Source organism: Vagococcus fluvialis bH819 (genome assembly GCF_900163795.1).
Lineage (GTDB): Bacteria > Bacillota > Bacilli > Lactobacillales > Vagococcaceae > Vagococcus > Vagococcus fluvialis_A.
This window is the reverse complement of record NZ_FWFD01000007.1, coordinates 241,907-257,084: the sequence shown is the minus strand read 5'-3', so window position 1 is coordinate 257,084 and position 15,178 is coordinate 241,907. Positions and strand designations below refer to the sequence as shown.

General features: G+C 31.6%; 15 protein-coding genes and 1 pseudogene. 1 reads left to right on the top strand and 15 read right to left on the bottom strand.

The window, feature by feature from the left end; genetic code table 11:
* Nucleotides 1-342 precede the first annotated feature (342 nt).
* Nucleotides 343-954, top strand: coding sequence for a 30S ribosomal protein S4 (rpsD, locus tag FM121_RS03955; RefSeq protein ID WP_086950852.1), 612 nt, complete (start codon nt 343-345; stop codon nt 952-954).
* Nucleotides 955-1,002: 48 nt separating this feature from the next.
* On the opposite strand, the gene FM121_RS03950 is transcribed toward rpsD, so the two are convergent.
* The 15 genes and pseudogenes from FM121_RS03950 to FM121_RS03885 all read right to left on the bottom strand — a co-directional run bounded on the left by FM121_RS03950 (nt 1,003) and on the right by FM121_RS03885 (nt 15,140).
* Nucleotides 1,003-1,566, bottom strand: a complete 564-nt coding sequence (locus tag FM121_RS03950; RefSeq protein ID WP_086950851.1) for a cadmium resistance transporter — start codon at nt 1,564-1,566, stop codon at nt 1,003-1,005.
* A gap of 391 nt (nt 1,567-1,957) precedes the next feature.
* On the bottom strand, nt 1,958-3,202 hold the full coding sequence (locus FM121_RS03945) for an ABC transporter permease (RefSeq protein WP_086950850.1): 1,245 nt from the start codon (nt 3,200-3,202) through the stop codon (nt 1,958-1,960).
* Nucleotides 3,195-3,419, bottom strand: coding sequence for an ATP-binding protein DrrA1-3 family domain-containing protein (locus FM121_RS14755; RefSeq protein ID WP_373385069.1), 225 nt, complete (start codon nt 3,417-3,419; stop codon nt 3,195-3,197). The genes FM121_RS03945 and FM121_RS14755 overlap by 8 nt, the downstream gene beginning before the upstream one ends.
* A pseudogene (locus FM121_RS03940) lies at nt 3,419-4,097 on the bottom strand (ABC transporter ATP-binding protein); the annotation flags it as partial. The pseudogene FM121_RS03940 and the gene FM121_RS14755, both read right to left, overlap by 1 nt.
* 19 nt (nt 4,098-4,116) lie before the next feature.
* On the bottom strand, nt 4,117-4,803 hold the full coding sequence (locus tag FM121_RS03935; protein WP_086950848.1) for a DUF2812 domain-containing protein: 687 nt from the start codon (nt 4,801-4,803) through the stop codon (nt 4,117-4,119).
* 5 nt (nt 4,804-4,808) lie between these two features.
* Complete coding sequence (locus FM121_RS03930; RefSeq protein ID WP_086950847.1) at nt 4,809-5,117, bottom strand: PadR family transcriptional regulator; 309 nt, start codon at nt 5,115-5,117, stop codon at nt 4,809-4,811.
* A 158-nt stretch (nt 5,118-5,275) separates the two neighbouring features.
* Nucleotides 5,276-5,932, bottom strand: a complete 657-nt coding sequence (lepB, locus tag FM121_RS03925) for a signal peptidase I (RefSeq protein ID WP_179203786.1) — start codon at nt 5,930-5,932, stop codon at nt 5,276-5,278.
* 18 nt (nt 5,933-5,950) lie between these two features.
* Nucleotides 5,951-6,619 (bottom strand): hypothetical protein, encoded by a 669-nt coding sequence (locus FM121_RS03920; RefSeq protein ID WP_086950845.1) that lies wholly within the window; start codon nt 6,617-6,619, stop codon nt 5,951-5,953.
* Nucleotides 6,620-6,634: 15 nt separating this feature from the next.
* Nucleotides 6,635-7,720, bottom strand: a complete 1,086-nt coding sequence (locus FM121_RS03915; protein ID WP_086950844.1) for a DUF916 and DUF3324 domain-containing protein — start codon at nt 7,718-7,720, stop codon at nt 6,635-6,637.
* Nucleotides 7,721-7,895: 175 nt separating this feature from the next.
* A complete protein-coding gene (locus FM121_RS03910; protein ID WP_086950843.1) occupies nt 7,896-8,729 on the bottom strand; it encodes a WxL domain-containing protein in 834 nt (277 codons plus the stop codon).
* A 73-nt stretch (nt 8,730-8,802) separates the two neighbouring features.
* On the bottom strand, nt 8,803-9,582 hold the full coding sequence (locus FM121_RS03905) for a WxL domain-containing protein (protein ID WP_086950842.1): 780 nt from the start codon (nt 9,580-9,582) through the stop codon (nt 8,803-8,805).
* Entirely contained in the window at nt 9,579-9,920 is a 342-nt protein-coding gene (locus FM121_RS03900; protein ID WP_086950841.1) for an LPXTG cell wall anchor domain-containing protein, read from the bottom strand. Before FM121_RS03900 ends, FM121_RS03905 begins: the two co-directional genes overlap by 4 nt.
* Before the next feature lie 21 nt (nt 9,921-9,941).
* Nucleotides 9,942-13,043, bottom strand: coding sequence for a MucBP domain-containing protein (locus FM121_RS03895; protein ID WP_086950840.1), 3,102 nt, complete (start codon nt 13,041-13,043; stop codon nt 9,942-9,944).
* 489 nt (nt 13,044-13,532) lie between these two features.
* The gene (locus FM121_RS03890) at nt 13,533-14,738 is read right to left on the bottom strand and encodes an NAD(P)/FAD-dependent oxidoreductase (RefSeq protein WP_086950839.1); all 1,206 of its coding nucleotides are present in this window, start codon (nt 14,736-14,738) and stop codon (nt 13,533-13,535) included.
* Between the two features lie 105 nt (nt 14,739-14,843).
* On the bottom strand, nt 14,844-15,140 hold the full coding sequence (locus tag FM121_RS03885) for a hypothetical protein (protein ID WP_086950838.1): 297 nt from the start codon (nt 15,138-15,140) through the stop codon (nt 14,844-14,846).
* Nucleotides 15,141-15,178 lie beyond the last annotated feature (38 nt).

Below are 15,178 nucleotides of genomic sequence, written 5' to 3'. Positions count from 1 at the left end.
ACTTTTTCTTATAATTTTAAAAATAAGTACATTGAATAATTTATCACAAATATACCTAATATTATATTAAATAATTGAAAAAAATACGTCAAAAATCAATAATTGGAAAGAAAGTTACTTTCTCATTGACTGAGTGCTACGATCTATTGTATAATATATTTTGTGTAAAATAATGCAGCTAAAAAATAAGCAGCTCGTTATTAGTTTGTTTGCCTATCATTAGGTTCAATTGCGTAGCCACGGCTGCAAGGGCGAAGATTGAAAAATGAACTAAGCGAATGTTAATATTTTTAAGAAATTATTTTACTCCAAAACTAAAGAAATTTATTGGAGGAATTATTCATGTCACGTTATACTGGACCAAGTTGGAAAATCTCTAGACGCTTAGGCATTTCATTATCAGGAACTGGTAAAGAATTAGCTCGTCGTCCTTACGCACCAGGTCAACACGGACCTAACCAAAGAAGAAACAAATCTGAGTACGGCTTACAATTAGCTGAAAAGCAAAAATTACGCCACACCTATGGTTTAACTGAACGCCAATTCCGTAACTTATTCGTAGCGGCTGGTAACATTACTGAAGGTAAACATGGTGTTAACTTCATGATCTTACTAGAACAACGTTTAGATAATGTTGTTTTCCGTTTAGGTTTAGCAACTACTCGTCGTCAAGCACGTCAGTTTGTAAACCACGGTCACATTACTGTTGACGGTAAACGCGTTGATATTCCATCATACCGCGTACAACCTGGACAAGTAATCTCAGTTCGCGAAAAATCTAAAGATGTTACATTTATCAAAGAAGCTGTTGAGTCTACATTAGGACGCCCAGCGTTCGTAAGCTTTGACGCTGAAACTTTATCAGGTAGCTTAACTCGTTTACCAGAACGTGAAGAGTTATCACAAGATATCGACGAAGCATTCGTAGTAGAATTCTACAACAAATTACTTTAAGATTATCAAAAAAGCCAAAACTTATTTCAAGTTTTGGCTTTTTATTGTTTATAACTGTAAAATGATCACTATCCCCATATAGATTAAAACAATCGGTAATAACCATGTCTGAGCAATAAATAATTTTTCTTTAACATACTTAAGTTTAGTAATATTAATAGCAAGTATACACCAGATACCCGTCATAAGAAGAAAAATTACAACACAACTTACTAACCCCCTTTTTGTTAAACTTCCAAATAGCGGGACATAAGCACCTACATTATCCATGCCATTCATTACTGTTAATAAAAATAATTGTATAATTAAGTGATGTTCTTTGCTTTCACGACGTTCACTCTCTTTTTCAACGCCCTTTTTTCCAATAAAATACTTTCCCCCCATAAAAATTGGAACAATTCCTAACCACCTTAGACTAATTAGATCAATTTTTTGAACACCAAATAATACGACTAAACTCAATCCTATTAAAAATCCCATTCCTAAAAACTGCCCAATAATAATATCCCGTCTTTTTTTGCTTGTTACATTAAAGCCAAAGAATAACGTTAAGATTAATAAATCATCTATATTGGTTGCGATAAAAACTAGTACATTTGTTAAAATCTTCATTCACCTGCTTTCTATCTTCCTTCTCAATTATATTTTATCGCAAATTGTTACCGATTTCTTCAAACTTACTTTATCTTTTCTTAAACTCTTTATATTATAGTAGTTATATAATAAACCAGTGGATGAACTTGGTGTTATACTTGTATAGCTGAAAGGTTTTTCCTATATCAAAGGTGTAGGTTCGACTCCTACCGTCCACGTTTCTACAAAATCAAAAACGAGACTGACTCAAATAAAATTGTAGTCAGTCTCGTTTTTAGTCGTACGAATAATTTTTTTCACAGTCAGAGGGTAAAATGTCTGCTCCACGACAACTTTTGTTAAGAGCAGTTGTTCGCTTTTCCTCCACTCTGATGTAGTTAATCGCTTTTTTCACCACCCTGATTATTTCTTATTTCGCTAAATTCATTGCATCTTTAAAGACATTCATCATACTCTTATCGCTATAAATTAATACAGTTGATTTATAAGCTTTTGCTGAAATTTTTAATAAAACCAAAATGCTAATCACTAATATACTTAACGAAATCAGAACTTCCATATTACTCACTTCGTTATTTGCAATCCTGACTGGCATACCAAATGAAGAAAGAAAGGGAATAAACGACATAACTTTAATGATGATGCTTTGCGGATTGGACATACCGACAGAGAAGCTTCCAATAAAACCAATCATTGTTAAGTAAGTCAAGGGAGCAACAGCTTTAGCTGAATCTTCCGCTTTGCTTACTAGAGATCCTAAGAAAGCTGCTAAAATTGTATAGATTAGTACACCAAAAAGTAAATACAATAAATTATAACCTAATAATCCTCTCAATAAATCAGCTGCTGGTATTTCTTCAAAGAACATTTTAACTATATCCATGTCTTTAACAAAAATAAAACCGACAACGCCTGTCACTAAGTAAACACCCACTTGCGTTAAAATAACCAATGAGATACCCGTAATTTTTCCGTAGAAATGTTTCGATGCTGTGGTGCTTGAAAGAATGACTTCCATAATACGTGTTCCTTTTTCTGACGCTACTTCTTGAGCAGTAATAGATGAATATAGTAAAACAATAAAATACATCATAAAGACGACAACCATTCCAACAATCATCATAACTGCTTTGTTGTCTTTATTCTCTTCAATTTTACCATCTGTTATTTTCACTTGTTTTTCATCAACGGTTGCAGGAGATAGTAACTTAGCAACTTCTTCTTGTGACAACGATAGTTTTTCAGCATTAAGACCTAGTTGTAACTGATTTAAATTTTGCTGAATCACTTGCAAACTATCCGTACCAAGTGTTTTTACGCCAATATAATGACCAGCCAACTTATCTTGATTTTCACGAATGGCAATATAGCCATCAATTTCTTCTTTTTCTAACGCTTTTTTTGCTCCATCTTCTGTCTTGATTTTTTTATTAATATCAAATTCTTTCTTAGTTTGTTCTGTGAAAGCTTGACTTAATCCATCAACTTCACTGACAATAGCTACCTCTTTTGAATGATTAAATTTTTGCCCCATGTAAGTAGAACCAGCAAATATCCCCATAAACAACAATGGCGCAATAATCATCATCACAAAACTAACTGACTTCACATGTTTTTTATACGTCTCTAATGCGACAACCCAAAATTTATTCATCTTTTTCACCTACTTTTAATTTAAATATCTCCTCCAAGGTTGGTGGTTGTTGATTGAAAATTGGTAGATAATCCGTTAGCTTCATCGCTTCATCAAAAACTACTTTTCCAACTTCTGCATCAGATAAATGAACTGAATACATATTATTTCTTTTTTCAGTCACATCCACAACACCTGGTATATCAAGTAATGCTTCTTTTGTTAAAGCTGTTTCTATCTCAAGATGAGTTCTGCCAAACTGATCTCTGATATCTTGAACCACACCATCTAGAACCATCTGACCATTTCTAAGCATCACTAAATGGTCACAGATTTGTTCTACATTTTCCATGTTATGACTTGAAAAAATCACACATGATCCTTTCGCTTTTAGCTCAATAATACCTTGTTTTAGTAGCTCCGCATTAACAGGATCCAATCCACTAAAAGGTTCATCTAAAATAACTAATTTAGGTTCATGAATAAGTGTAGCAATCAGCTGAACTTTTTGTTGGTTCCCTTTTGATAAAGTTTTTACCTTGTCAGATTTTTTTCCTTTTACTTCAAATTTTTCCATCCAATGATCAATCAGTGGCACAATCTCTTTTTTTGTCTTTCCACGCAAACGACCAAAATAAACAAGTTGATCTTCGATAGTCACCTTAGGATATAGTCCTCTTTCCTCAGGTAAATAACCAATAATATTATAATCTTTTTCTTTAATCGGCTGACCATTCCAAGTAATTAAACCTTTATCTTGATCTAGAAAGTTTAAAATCAAGCGAAAGGTTGTTGATTTACCCGCTCCATTTTGACCAATCAATCCTAATATTTTCCCATCTGGTATTTCAAATGACACATTATCTAACGCTGTCATCGTACCAAATGTTTTTGTTAAGCCTTCAACTTTTAACATACTATTCCTCCTTAAAAATCTAAATACTATTTATTCCAAACAAGAAGCCTAAAAGGCCACCAACTATCGCCCCTATTAACATAGTGACAAAAATATCTCTGATAAACCGTTGTTTTTTTGCATAATTTTCTGGCTTTTTAAAATAACTACTCCTTCTTAGATAAACCACTTTATAATAAATTATTAGTATCAATATAAGAAGAGGAAAAGATAGCAGTGCCACTCCAATTCCTTGTAAAAATCCATACCAAAAATTTTCTTCACTAAACCCTATTCCAAATTTTTGACTATTTAATAAAAATAACCAGATAATACCAAAAACAGAAACAATCAGTGAATTTAACATAAACCAGATACTTTCTTTTTTTATCCGTGTCGTATAACTCTCTTCATCTGTATAGACACTCTCGGTATTAATTGGAGCCTTAAAAACAAAATATCGATTTCGATAACTCGCTACTTTATTCCAACCTGACGCTTGATAGAATTCTAAATAATCGACCAATTCAGCTTTTTTATCTGGAAAAAAATCAATCACCATATGTGCTTCTTCTTTTTTAATCTTTTTTAATTTATACCATCCTAGAAAATTAATACTCTCAATCAACCAACCATTAGCTAATTCTTTTTCTAAGCGTTGACTTTCTAACTCAGCATAAAAGGCTAATCCTTTAGAATAGATATATTTTTTATCCCCTATAACCATACCTTTCACCTCTTATTTTCCAAAAGTAATCTTTCTCCTGCTTGATAAAACAACTTCCTTCTTTCAACTTCACTTTCTAACTTGCTTATCCCTAATTCAGTAATTAAATAAATCTTCTTACGATCATCATCTTGCTCTAATGTAATGTACTCACTCTTCACTAGTTTTTTTAAAATAGTATACATACTAGCAGGTCCAATAGTCACTCTTTCTTGTGTGATTTCAGATATTTCTTTCATAATGGCATAACCATGTTTAGGCTCTAATAACGCAAGTAAGATTAAATAGTTTGAGTCTGTTAATGGCTCATCCATGATATCCCCCCTTACTTATTTTATATCACAGACAGATATATCAGCAAGTGATATATCCGTTAATGATATATTACCAAATTTTAAAATAATGTCAATAGACTTTTTTAAGAGTCAAAAAAGCATCAAGCTTAATATCAACTTGATGCAATCACTTACTGTTATTCTTTTAATATACGTATAGGGAACAATAGGTAGTTTACCTTACCTTTCATTCTATCAGCTGCTATTAGCCCGTATTGACGACTATCCGTAGCATAAGGACGATTATCTCCTAAGACTAGATAAAAATCTTTAGGAATCTTTTTCGTTTGAAAACCATTTTCTCCTTGATGAGATTGAGTATAAATCTCTCCTTTTTTCCCGTACTCATTTATTTGATCCATTATAAATTTTTCATCAATTTTTTGATCATCAATCGTTAAATAATCATCTGCATATTTTACCATTTCTCCTGGCAAACCGATAACACGTCTATACTCTATATGATTACCAGATTCAAAAGCAACGATATCAAAACGATTAATTGATTTAGTATTTTTGGAAATAAAGGCTTTATCGCCATTTCTCATTAATGGATACATTGAATTATCACGTACTTTATCTATTGAAAAAAAGAAGCTTCCTACTATAAAAAATAAAATTAAAGTCGTAAAAATACCTATCAAAATATCGAAAACTAAAGGATTAATTTTTCGATATTTTTTTCTTTTTAACTGAACTTTTCTTTTTGTGCTTTTTTTTCCTTTTCTATGCTTTTTTTTATTATGTTTACTATTAGAATGTTTTTTTATTTTCTTACTTGATTTTTTTTTCAAAAATATCATCCTAAAAAATTATTCTTTTTTCTTTAAGGCATTATTGTCTACTTTATAGAATTTAAATACCTCTTTTTCATAACCTTGAGCTTTTTTTATATCATTTCGAAACTCAGTTACTAACTCTTTATTTTCAAAAAAATCTTGAGATTGACCACTAGCATTGATGCCAATTTCTTTAACAATATTATAATAGCGATTAATTTTAATTTGACCATCTTCTTTATTCAAATCACTAGCAACTATTCCGCTATAGCTTGCCATTGATCCTCCCAGATTTTGAATATTTTGAGAAGCTTTTTTTTGATCCACATCGCCTTTGCTAATACTTTCCAATTGCTTATCTAAGTCTGTTAATAAATAATAAGCTTTTACAACCAAAGCTTGGTCCTTTTCGCTTAAATTAATTGATTGGTAGTATGAAACATACCCAGAAACTCCCCAGAAACAGATACTTAGAAATAAAAAGACAACAAAAGATACTAATGATTTTTTGCTACTTTTAGTTAATCGTTTTATTTCTTTTTTTTGCTCTCGACGTTTTGATTTACTTTTTGTTTTTAATTTTTTAATTTTTTTTATTTGTGTTCTTCTAACAATAAATAATACCAAAAGTGTGATAGCAGTTAATAATAATACCAAGCCAGTTATGAAAGATCCTAAAAAAATCATTTGTAAATTATTCATAATTACCCTCCAAAACTAGCTTCTATTTCCGCTCTTTTTTTTCTTTCCAGATTTTTTCTTGCTTTTATTTTTTCTGATTTGCATCATGATTAACACAATAATTAATACAACTACAAAGAATCCAACAACAATCATGGCAATTAGTTTCCAATTAATTCCCTTATCCTGTGTTAAACCAACATCTCTTTCGTTAAATTTATCCGCTTCTTCTTTTGTTATTTTGAAATCTTTAGTCCACTCTTCACGGATGCCACCATCGGCTGTCACTAATATTTTAGCAGTATAATCACCTGGCGTCATTTGTTCCCCGTTCATTGCTACTGGAAAAGAAATGAATGTATTTGGTGCCATTCTCATTTTTGATTGCTTTCTTTCATATGCAACCGCATTATCGCCTTTTTTGTTTATCTGAACTTCAGTTGTCATATTATCAACAAATGTTGGCTCTGTATTTGAATAGTTAATATATACCATATTCTTAAAGTTAGCTTGCCCTGCTTTTACAGAGTTTAAAGATAGTTTAGGTGTTATTTTTTTATCTGTTTCTTGAAGCAGCATCGCTGTAACGTAAGCATACTCGTTTAGAACCATCGATCCGCCTTTATTTTCTACGTTATCTTGTCCTTCTTGAATCAGCTGAATACCACCAGCAATAACCCCATCAAAACTTGTTTCAGGCATTTTAATCTTTACATCTAACTTCTTAGTTTCACCTGGATTTAATTCAATTTTTTTAGGTGCACTTACAATATCTTTTAAATTAAATTTTAACGATTTATCCTTCTTTATTTTGCTATCTCCATATTCTATTACACCATTAGAATTAGTTACAGCACTATTAACTGAAACGCCAATAGCTGTTTTTTTATTTGATGGATTTGAAAATTGAATTTGAACCGTTTGTTCTTTTCCTGGTTCCATCTTTAAATGATAATAACCAACATCTTTTTCCATCTGATTTTCAGGGAAAATCACTTTATAACTAAATGAGCCAGGGCCAGCCTTTTCATCAGCTGTAACTGTTAAACTTCCCATAATATTTAGTAATAAAAAAAGACCCGAAATAATAATAAATTTTAAATATTTTTTATTCTTTGTCATAGCTTAACCTCTTTACACATTTTCTTATATTATATCATAAATAAAGATATTTATTAACTTATTTCACAAAAAACCGTTCAAATACTATGCTTTAAAAATATAAAAATCTGTAGGTAGTTAAAAAACCAGGAAAGATTTACCTTCCTGGTTTTTTATTTATTTCTAAGTGAACCGTTTATTTAGGTCCGTCTACTAATGACCAAGTAATTTTTGCTTCGTAATTACCTTTAGCCATGTTTGAAGCTGTTTTGTTAGGAATAGTTAATTCAACTGATTTATCATCTGTATCAGCAACTGGAGTTCCTACAACGCCTTTTGCTTCAGCAGCATCTGTTTTTTGACCGAATTCTAAAACATAACGACCTTTACCTTGTTTAGTATCTTTATCAGCACGAACGATTGTTTGTGCGTCTGTTCCTTCACCTAAATCAAATGTTGGTTTAACAATTGAACCAGCTGTATTTTCATTACCACTTTCAGGAGTCATGATGATGTTTTTGAAACCAATTGTAGAACCTGCTAATACGTTGTCACCTGATGTGAATTGTTCTGACATTTTTGCTTGTAAGTCATAACCATAAACATCTGAACGAACATCTGCAAATATTACGATGTTACCACGTGTAGTTTCAGCGCCAGCTGCATCTTTTACGCTTAAAGGTGCTGCCATACGTTTGATTTCTTTAGCTGCCCCTTGGATTTCACCAAATTGTAATTGTGAGATGCTTTCAACTTTGATTGGACCTTTGTTATCATTAGGATCAACGATACTTGGATCTACTGGATCAACTTTTCCTGGTTTTTCAGGGTCAGGTACTTTACCGTCTGTATCTGGTCCACCAGTATCTTCAGCATCTTTAATTGTTACTGTACCTTTTGAAGTTAATTCTCTAGCTTTCGCCATTTCTTCTGGTGTTACTGGATCAGCTGCTGATACTACTGCTCCACCGATTGTTGATGATACTAAAATTGCTAATAAAACTGATGCACCTTTTGTTGTAAATTTCATTATTGTTTCCTCCTATTTTTTATCTGATTTTATTTTTTAAATTTCCTAAGGGATTGGAAATTTGAAAACTATTTTACGGAGTTTCAGCTAAAATCCAAGTGATTTTAGTTTGATACTCTTTAGGTAATACTTTTGTTGAATCTGGTATGCTTAATGAAACTGCACTATTTTTTATAACAGATTCTACTTTTTCTTTACTGTCAGATTTTTTACTTTCAGTAATTGTTGAAGGTTGATTATCGTCATTGTCCTTTGACGCGCCAAAGTTAATTGACCAAACACCGCCACCACCACCTTTTGTTGCTCTAGCTACATCATAAACTTCACCAATGTTGTTTATTTCTAAAGTATCTCTAGTAACTGTCGGGGCGTCTTTGGTACTTGATGAATTAGCCCATCCCTTATCTAAGGATAAGACTGCACCTTTCAATTCATCATAATCATTTGTTTTAAATTGCTGATCTTGTTTAACCTGTAAAGACCAACCAGAACTTTTTTCCCTAAAATCACTGATTTGAATAAAACTTCCTCTATAATTATCAGTTTTACCAATTTTACTCGCTAAAGCATGATAGTTACGATTAGATTTGGTTAATTTTACCTTACCAAAATCAAGAGGAGAGACATAATCAATTCTTAAAGAACCACTAGTTGATGGTCCAGTACCAGGATCAACAATCACCTCTGGATCTTCTGGATCAACAATCTCAGTCTTGCCTGAATCCTTAACTGTGACCGAACCTTTTTGCTGAAGTTCTTTTGCATTTCCTTCCGCAAAACTCTCCTGAAAAGTTGTGGTAGCAAGAAGTAAGGTTGCGCTAGTCATCAGAAAATAAATACTTAACTTTTTCATTTCTGATCACCAACTCTCTTTTTGTAGTAAATTCCTACTGTAAGAACAATCATACTTAGTCCAATTAGTGCACTCATTGATGAAGCTTCACCTGTTTTTGGTAATGCACTATAAAACTTTTTGCCTGTAGTATCTGCTGTTAGTTTATTATCTTTTTTTATTTCTTCTTTTGTTTTTTCTTCGACTTTGTCTTCTTCTTCAGATTCAAAAGTTATTTTTCCTGGAACCGATACTTGACCTCCTTCTGCATCTGTTGCAAAAGTTTGTCCTCCTAAGAATAGGACAAGACAAGAAAGAACTAGTACACTCAGTAGGAAATATTTTTTTTTATTTTTCACTGATTAACCCTCCTAGTATCTTTACGGCTGACCAGCCATAAGTGTCCATCTTATCTTACCTGTATAAGAACCAGTTTTTGGTGCATCTGTTGCTTTAAATTTAAGTTTGATACCATCACTTTTAGCTGTTGTACCCCAAGAGTCCGTCACATCAACGTTAGCTTGGTCCGTCGCTTTTTTAGTATAAATTGGGTATTCCGCAGAAGTTAATTCATGCTCATCTTTCCCATTTTTATAAATCACTTCTCCATCTAACACTTCTCCTGTTGCTTTAGTTAGTGGAACAACTAGCGCAACATTTAATTGCCAACCATCTTCAGAGTTTGATCTGGTATCAGAAACAACTAGGCGATCATCAATCGAAGGATTATCAATACTTGTTGCTTTAGCCATATATGTCATTTTACCAAAATCAATCGTATCTGGAGCTGAAACTAGTCTTAATCCTCCAGCAATAGTTGAACGAGCAACATTAGATTTTTTGTTAATTTCTACCGTTTGGCCGTTTACTTGATAACTTGCTTTCATCGATGCTTGAGTTTCAATGATAGTATCAGTCGCTGCTGTTTCTTTAACTAAAGCTTTGTAAATTACTTTAATGTCCTCAGTATTTTTAACTGATTCACTTAACGTTAATTTCAACTCTTTACTATCTTGATCATACTGTCCAACACCAATTATTTGATCTTTACTATTAAGAACTTTGATGTCATCTGATGAAATAGTCAAGTTAGGATCAATTGGAATAGTGATACTTAAATTTGTATAATCTTCTGGAACTTTATTTTCTGGATAAACCATTCCACTTTTAACATTTAATGTGTAAGTAAGTTCATCCATCTGGGACACACTTTGTTTACTTACATTCATCTTTAAAGAATAGTGAATTGATTTGTAAACAAAAGTTACTGACATCGGCTTATTCGTCACAGAAACTTTAACTTTTCCATCAGGAGTTAACGTTTTTTCAACATTATCTACCTTGACTGATGATGCTTCGTAACCAGGAACTGTTACTGAAGAAAGAGTTTGCTCACTATTAGGTACATAATCTTTTTTTACCGGTTTCTCGATCGGTTTACCTTCTTCATCAACATAGTTTGTTGTGACTGTCTGTTCATTTAATTCATAAATATAGTAAATATTAATATCTTTGTCTTCCCTTGGATACTTGCCTATTGCCTGATCACCTTTTGATTCATCAATTTTAACAAATCTATAGTTTGGTATATCTTTCGATTCATTAGAAAAATCATAATTTTGCCCTTCAAAACCTATTTTAGATGTCTTTGGTGCCAATTCTTTCCCATTTGTATCCACGTGATGAATGTTAGCTTTTCTTGCAGCTAAGACTTCAACATCAACCATTTGAGTATTATCTACATGTTCAAGTTGTGATCTTTCGCCTTTGAGGACTACCTTAACCTTTGTTTCACCTTTAGTTGTAAAAGTTTTATTCTCTATACTACTAAACACCATTTTTTCATTATCAAAAATCGGATCTATACCATTGTACAAATCTTCTGGTTTAAACTTTTCCTTCCAATCAGCTGTTGATGACCCTTCTTCTACTTGAATTTTTTTACTTGATTCAACAGTAGGTTTAGCAATCATTTTACTTTTTGTTTCTGATATTTTACTTTTTCGATTCCCTGTATATTCAGATGTTTCATACTGAACTCTCATCGGTAATCGATAATAACCTTTAGTTTCTTTTTGACCAGTCTCTTCATTAGAAAAATCATAGAGTTCAAAGTATTCTTTATATGATTTTCCGTTAATATCCTTGTCACTCTTCATTTTAACACTCATATTTATATTATAAGCATTATCCACAAAGTCATTAGATTTCAATGTAGCTCCTGGATTTTTTAATTTAAAGATAATTTCCCTACCATTTTCTGAAACATATGGTTTCTCAAAAAATTTATCCTTTACATCTACCCCATCCATATTTGTTATTGAATAATCACGGGATGAATCAAGTTCAATTTGAGTATCAAATTCTAATTCTAATTTATAATCAAAAGGATAAAAATTATCAGATATTTGTTTAGGCATATCTTGACTAATTTCGAAATTATAAATTCTTTTTTCTGATTCCAAACCAACAACTTGAGGTGTTGGTAATTGCATTTTTGTAATGGGTTCAGATTCGTACTTCAACCATCCAGTTCCTTTTTCATTAATTAATGAAAAAACAAATGGAAATGTTCCATCATCTGCATTAAAAGATACTGATAGATTTTCTCTTAAGTCATTACTTTTATAACCTCTACCATAAAATTGATAAAACTTCTCCCCGTCTGAGATAAATTCGTTTAATATTGGAAGTGGGTTCAACAAATTACCGGCAAACTGATTTCTTGGCTCATAATACATATAATGTTTAGAAGTATTTAAGTAATCACGTTTATCAGAATATAAGTCTGGTCTTTCATATTTATACGCGAAAACATCTTGAGTTTTTTGATTACCCGTATTTATCGATACAGATTTATAATCATTTAACCTTTTATAATTCCAAGTCCCTTTATAATCAAGGGGAATATTCGTTCCTGATTGTAAAAATTCAACAACGATATACGCTTGTCCATTATTTGGACTTCCTCCAAAATCCATTTGTAAAAATCCACCACTAATTTTGGAAGGATCAGCATTTGTTGTACTAAATTCAATACGTCTATTTTTTTCATTTTTGGGGCTTTCTATTCTTTTAAAATGTATTCTTACATCCATATAGTCTCCCTGATATATTCCAGCTTTATTTAACTGGATATAATGTGGAGAATTAGGTGAAGATGCAATATCTGTTCCGTAAAAATTTACTGATCCCGAAGTTCCTAATTTAATATTAGTGACATCTTTTCGTGCTCCTTTTGAAGTGAAGGTTAACTTAGAACTTGGACGTATAAGCGTTGCATACTCTTCAGTTATTTCATATCCTCCGTCTGCTATTTTTGTAGAAGGATTTACCAATCTAACATTTGGATAGTCTATAATCGAGCGGACATTGTTAGGATATGGTATTAATTTAGCTTCAACATCTTTCATTCCGACAAACAAAGTACTATATAGTAAAAAAAATGCTCCTAATATAGTTAATATATTACGTCTTTTCATTATTTCCCTCCTTTCCTCAAATATATATTATTTATAAAAACACCTTAAAAAGGCTTTTTATATAAAATAACTATGTATGTTTAACATCATTCTCATAATAAAATAATCTTTGTTACATTAATATCATATACAATTATTAAGTTTAATTCAACACAACCTTTTACTAAAGTTTTATAAGCAAACTATTTTAACAACAAAAAATGTTATAATTAAGATAAAGTTAGTTTGTTTGTGATTAAAAAACGTTAATTACACAACTTCTGCACCTATTGATTTTCTCTGATTCACAAAAACGGTGTTTTCCTGCTGTTTTTGTACATTATTTTATCATTTAATTTATTACGTTAAACATATTTTTAATGAACAGTCGCTGATAATATATTTTAGTTTATTTCACAAAAAATACAACAAACTCTTTTCGACAAAATATCCAAAAGAGTTTGTTGTATTTTTATAATATATTAAGCTGTCTATAATTAAGTTTAAATCTTAACGATAATAATCAAAGCGTCCTTTTTTAAGTAACGTTTTAGTACTACCTACTTCAAGTAATGATTTATTAATAATATTTTTCTTCATGATTGAGCCAATATAACCTTTAACTTCTTTACCCATGACATTACCAATTCCAACATTGTTACCAATAGAAGCAACTGTTCCTAATGGTTTATATGTAAATGTTGTTGTTGCTTGGTTATTAATTTTAGCTGCTAAGTTATCAGCTACCGATTCACCTTGTTTTAAAGCAATTTGAGCAGTTGTTGGGAATGGACGATTTGATTCTGTGTCCATAACTGCACTAACGTCCCCAATCATAAAAATTTCTGGGTAATCTGCTACTGTTAAATCTGGTTCTACCATAACACGTCCACGACGTTCTGCAAATCCTGATTGACCAACGATTGAACTGCCTTTAACGCCAGTTGTCCAGATGATTGTATTAGCTTTAATTTCTTTTAATTCACCGTCTTCTTCGTAGCAAACAGTGTTTTCTTTTAATTCTTTGATTGGTGTGCCTACTTTAAATTCAACGCCACGTTTTTTTAGAACATCCACTCCGTATGTTCCTAATTTTTCAGAGAACATTGGTAGTAATGTTGGCATCGCTTCAATACATGTAATTTTTACTTTGTCTTTTGGAAAGTTTAACTTATCTGCTAATTTTGGTAAGCGGTTTGTAAGTTCACCTAAATATTCAATACTAGTAAAACCGGCTCCACACACTACGATTGACAAGTCAGCTTCATCTTTAGACTTAGCGTAGTTAGCTAAATTTTGATCCAAGTAGTTACGGCATGCTTCTGCTGTTACGATATTAACTAACGGTTTTGAAAATTCATTCACACCTGGAATTCCAAACGTTTCAGATTCAAAGCCTAACGCGATAACAAGATAGTCGTAATTTAATTCACCTTGTTTTTCAAGAATAACTTTCTTGTCGTCTTTTTTGATTAAAGTGACTGTATCTTGAATAAAAGTCACTTTTCTACTATCTAATACACTTGTAATAGCAAATGAAATTTTACTTGCTGGTTCTGTTCCAGCTGCTACTTCATGTAATTGTGTTGATTCATAATGATAGTCATTTTTATTCACTAAGATAATCTCAGCGTTGATGTTTTTCTTTTGTAATTGTTTCACCGTTTTAAGGCCAGCATAACCGGCTCCTAGTACAACTATTTTAGGTTTACTCATTTCTACAAATCCCTCCAAGGTTTACTTCTAACCCACTATAGGATTTTTTCACATAAAAGTCAATTGATTGAGACTATGACAGTTGTTTTTTTGACTTAGTACAGGTTAATCCGCTTTTAAAGTTCGTGAAAAATACCATAAACTCAAACTGTTTACTAAACTTACAAATGCGCCATACATTAATAAGTGAGTCACAAATTTGCTTCTTGATAGACCAAAAGCGTTTAGTTCGATTAAGATGATCGCAAGACCTAAAAGATAAGCACTCATTGTTAATTGACTTGTATTAGATAAAGCTTTTTGAACGACAACCGAGTTTTTAGATAGGATCACTTTTCGATAGTAAAAGAACATTGATGCGAAAATAATGATGATTGATGAAATATTAATTATTAATGACACGATATTTCTCCTTTAATGGTTAAGTATAAAAAAATCCT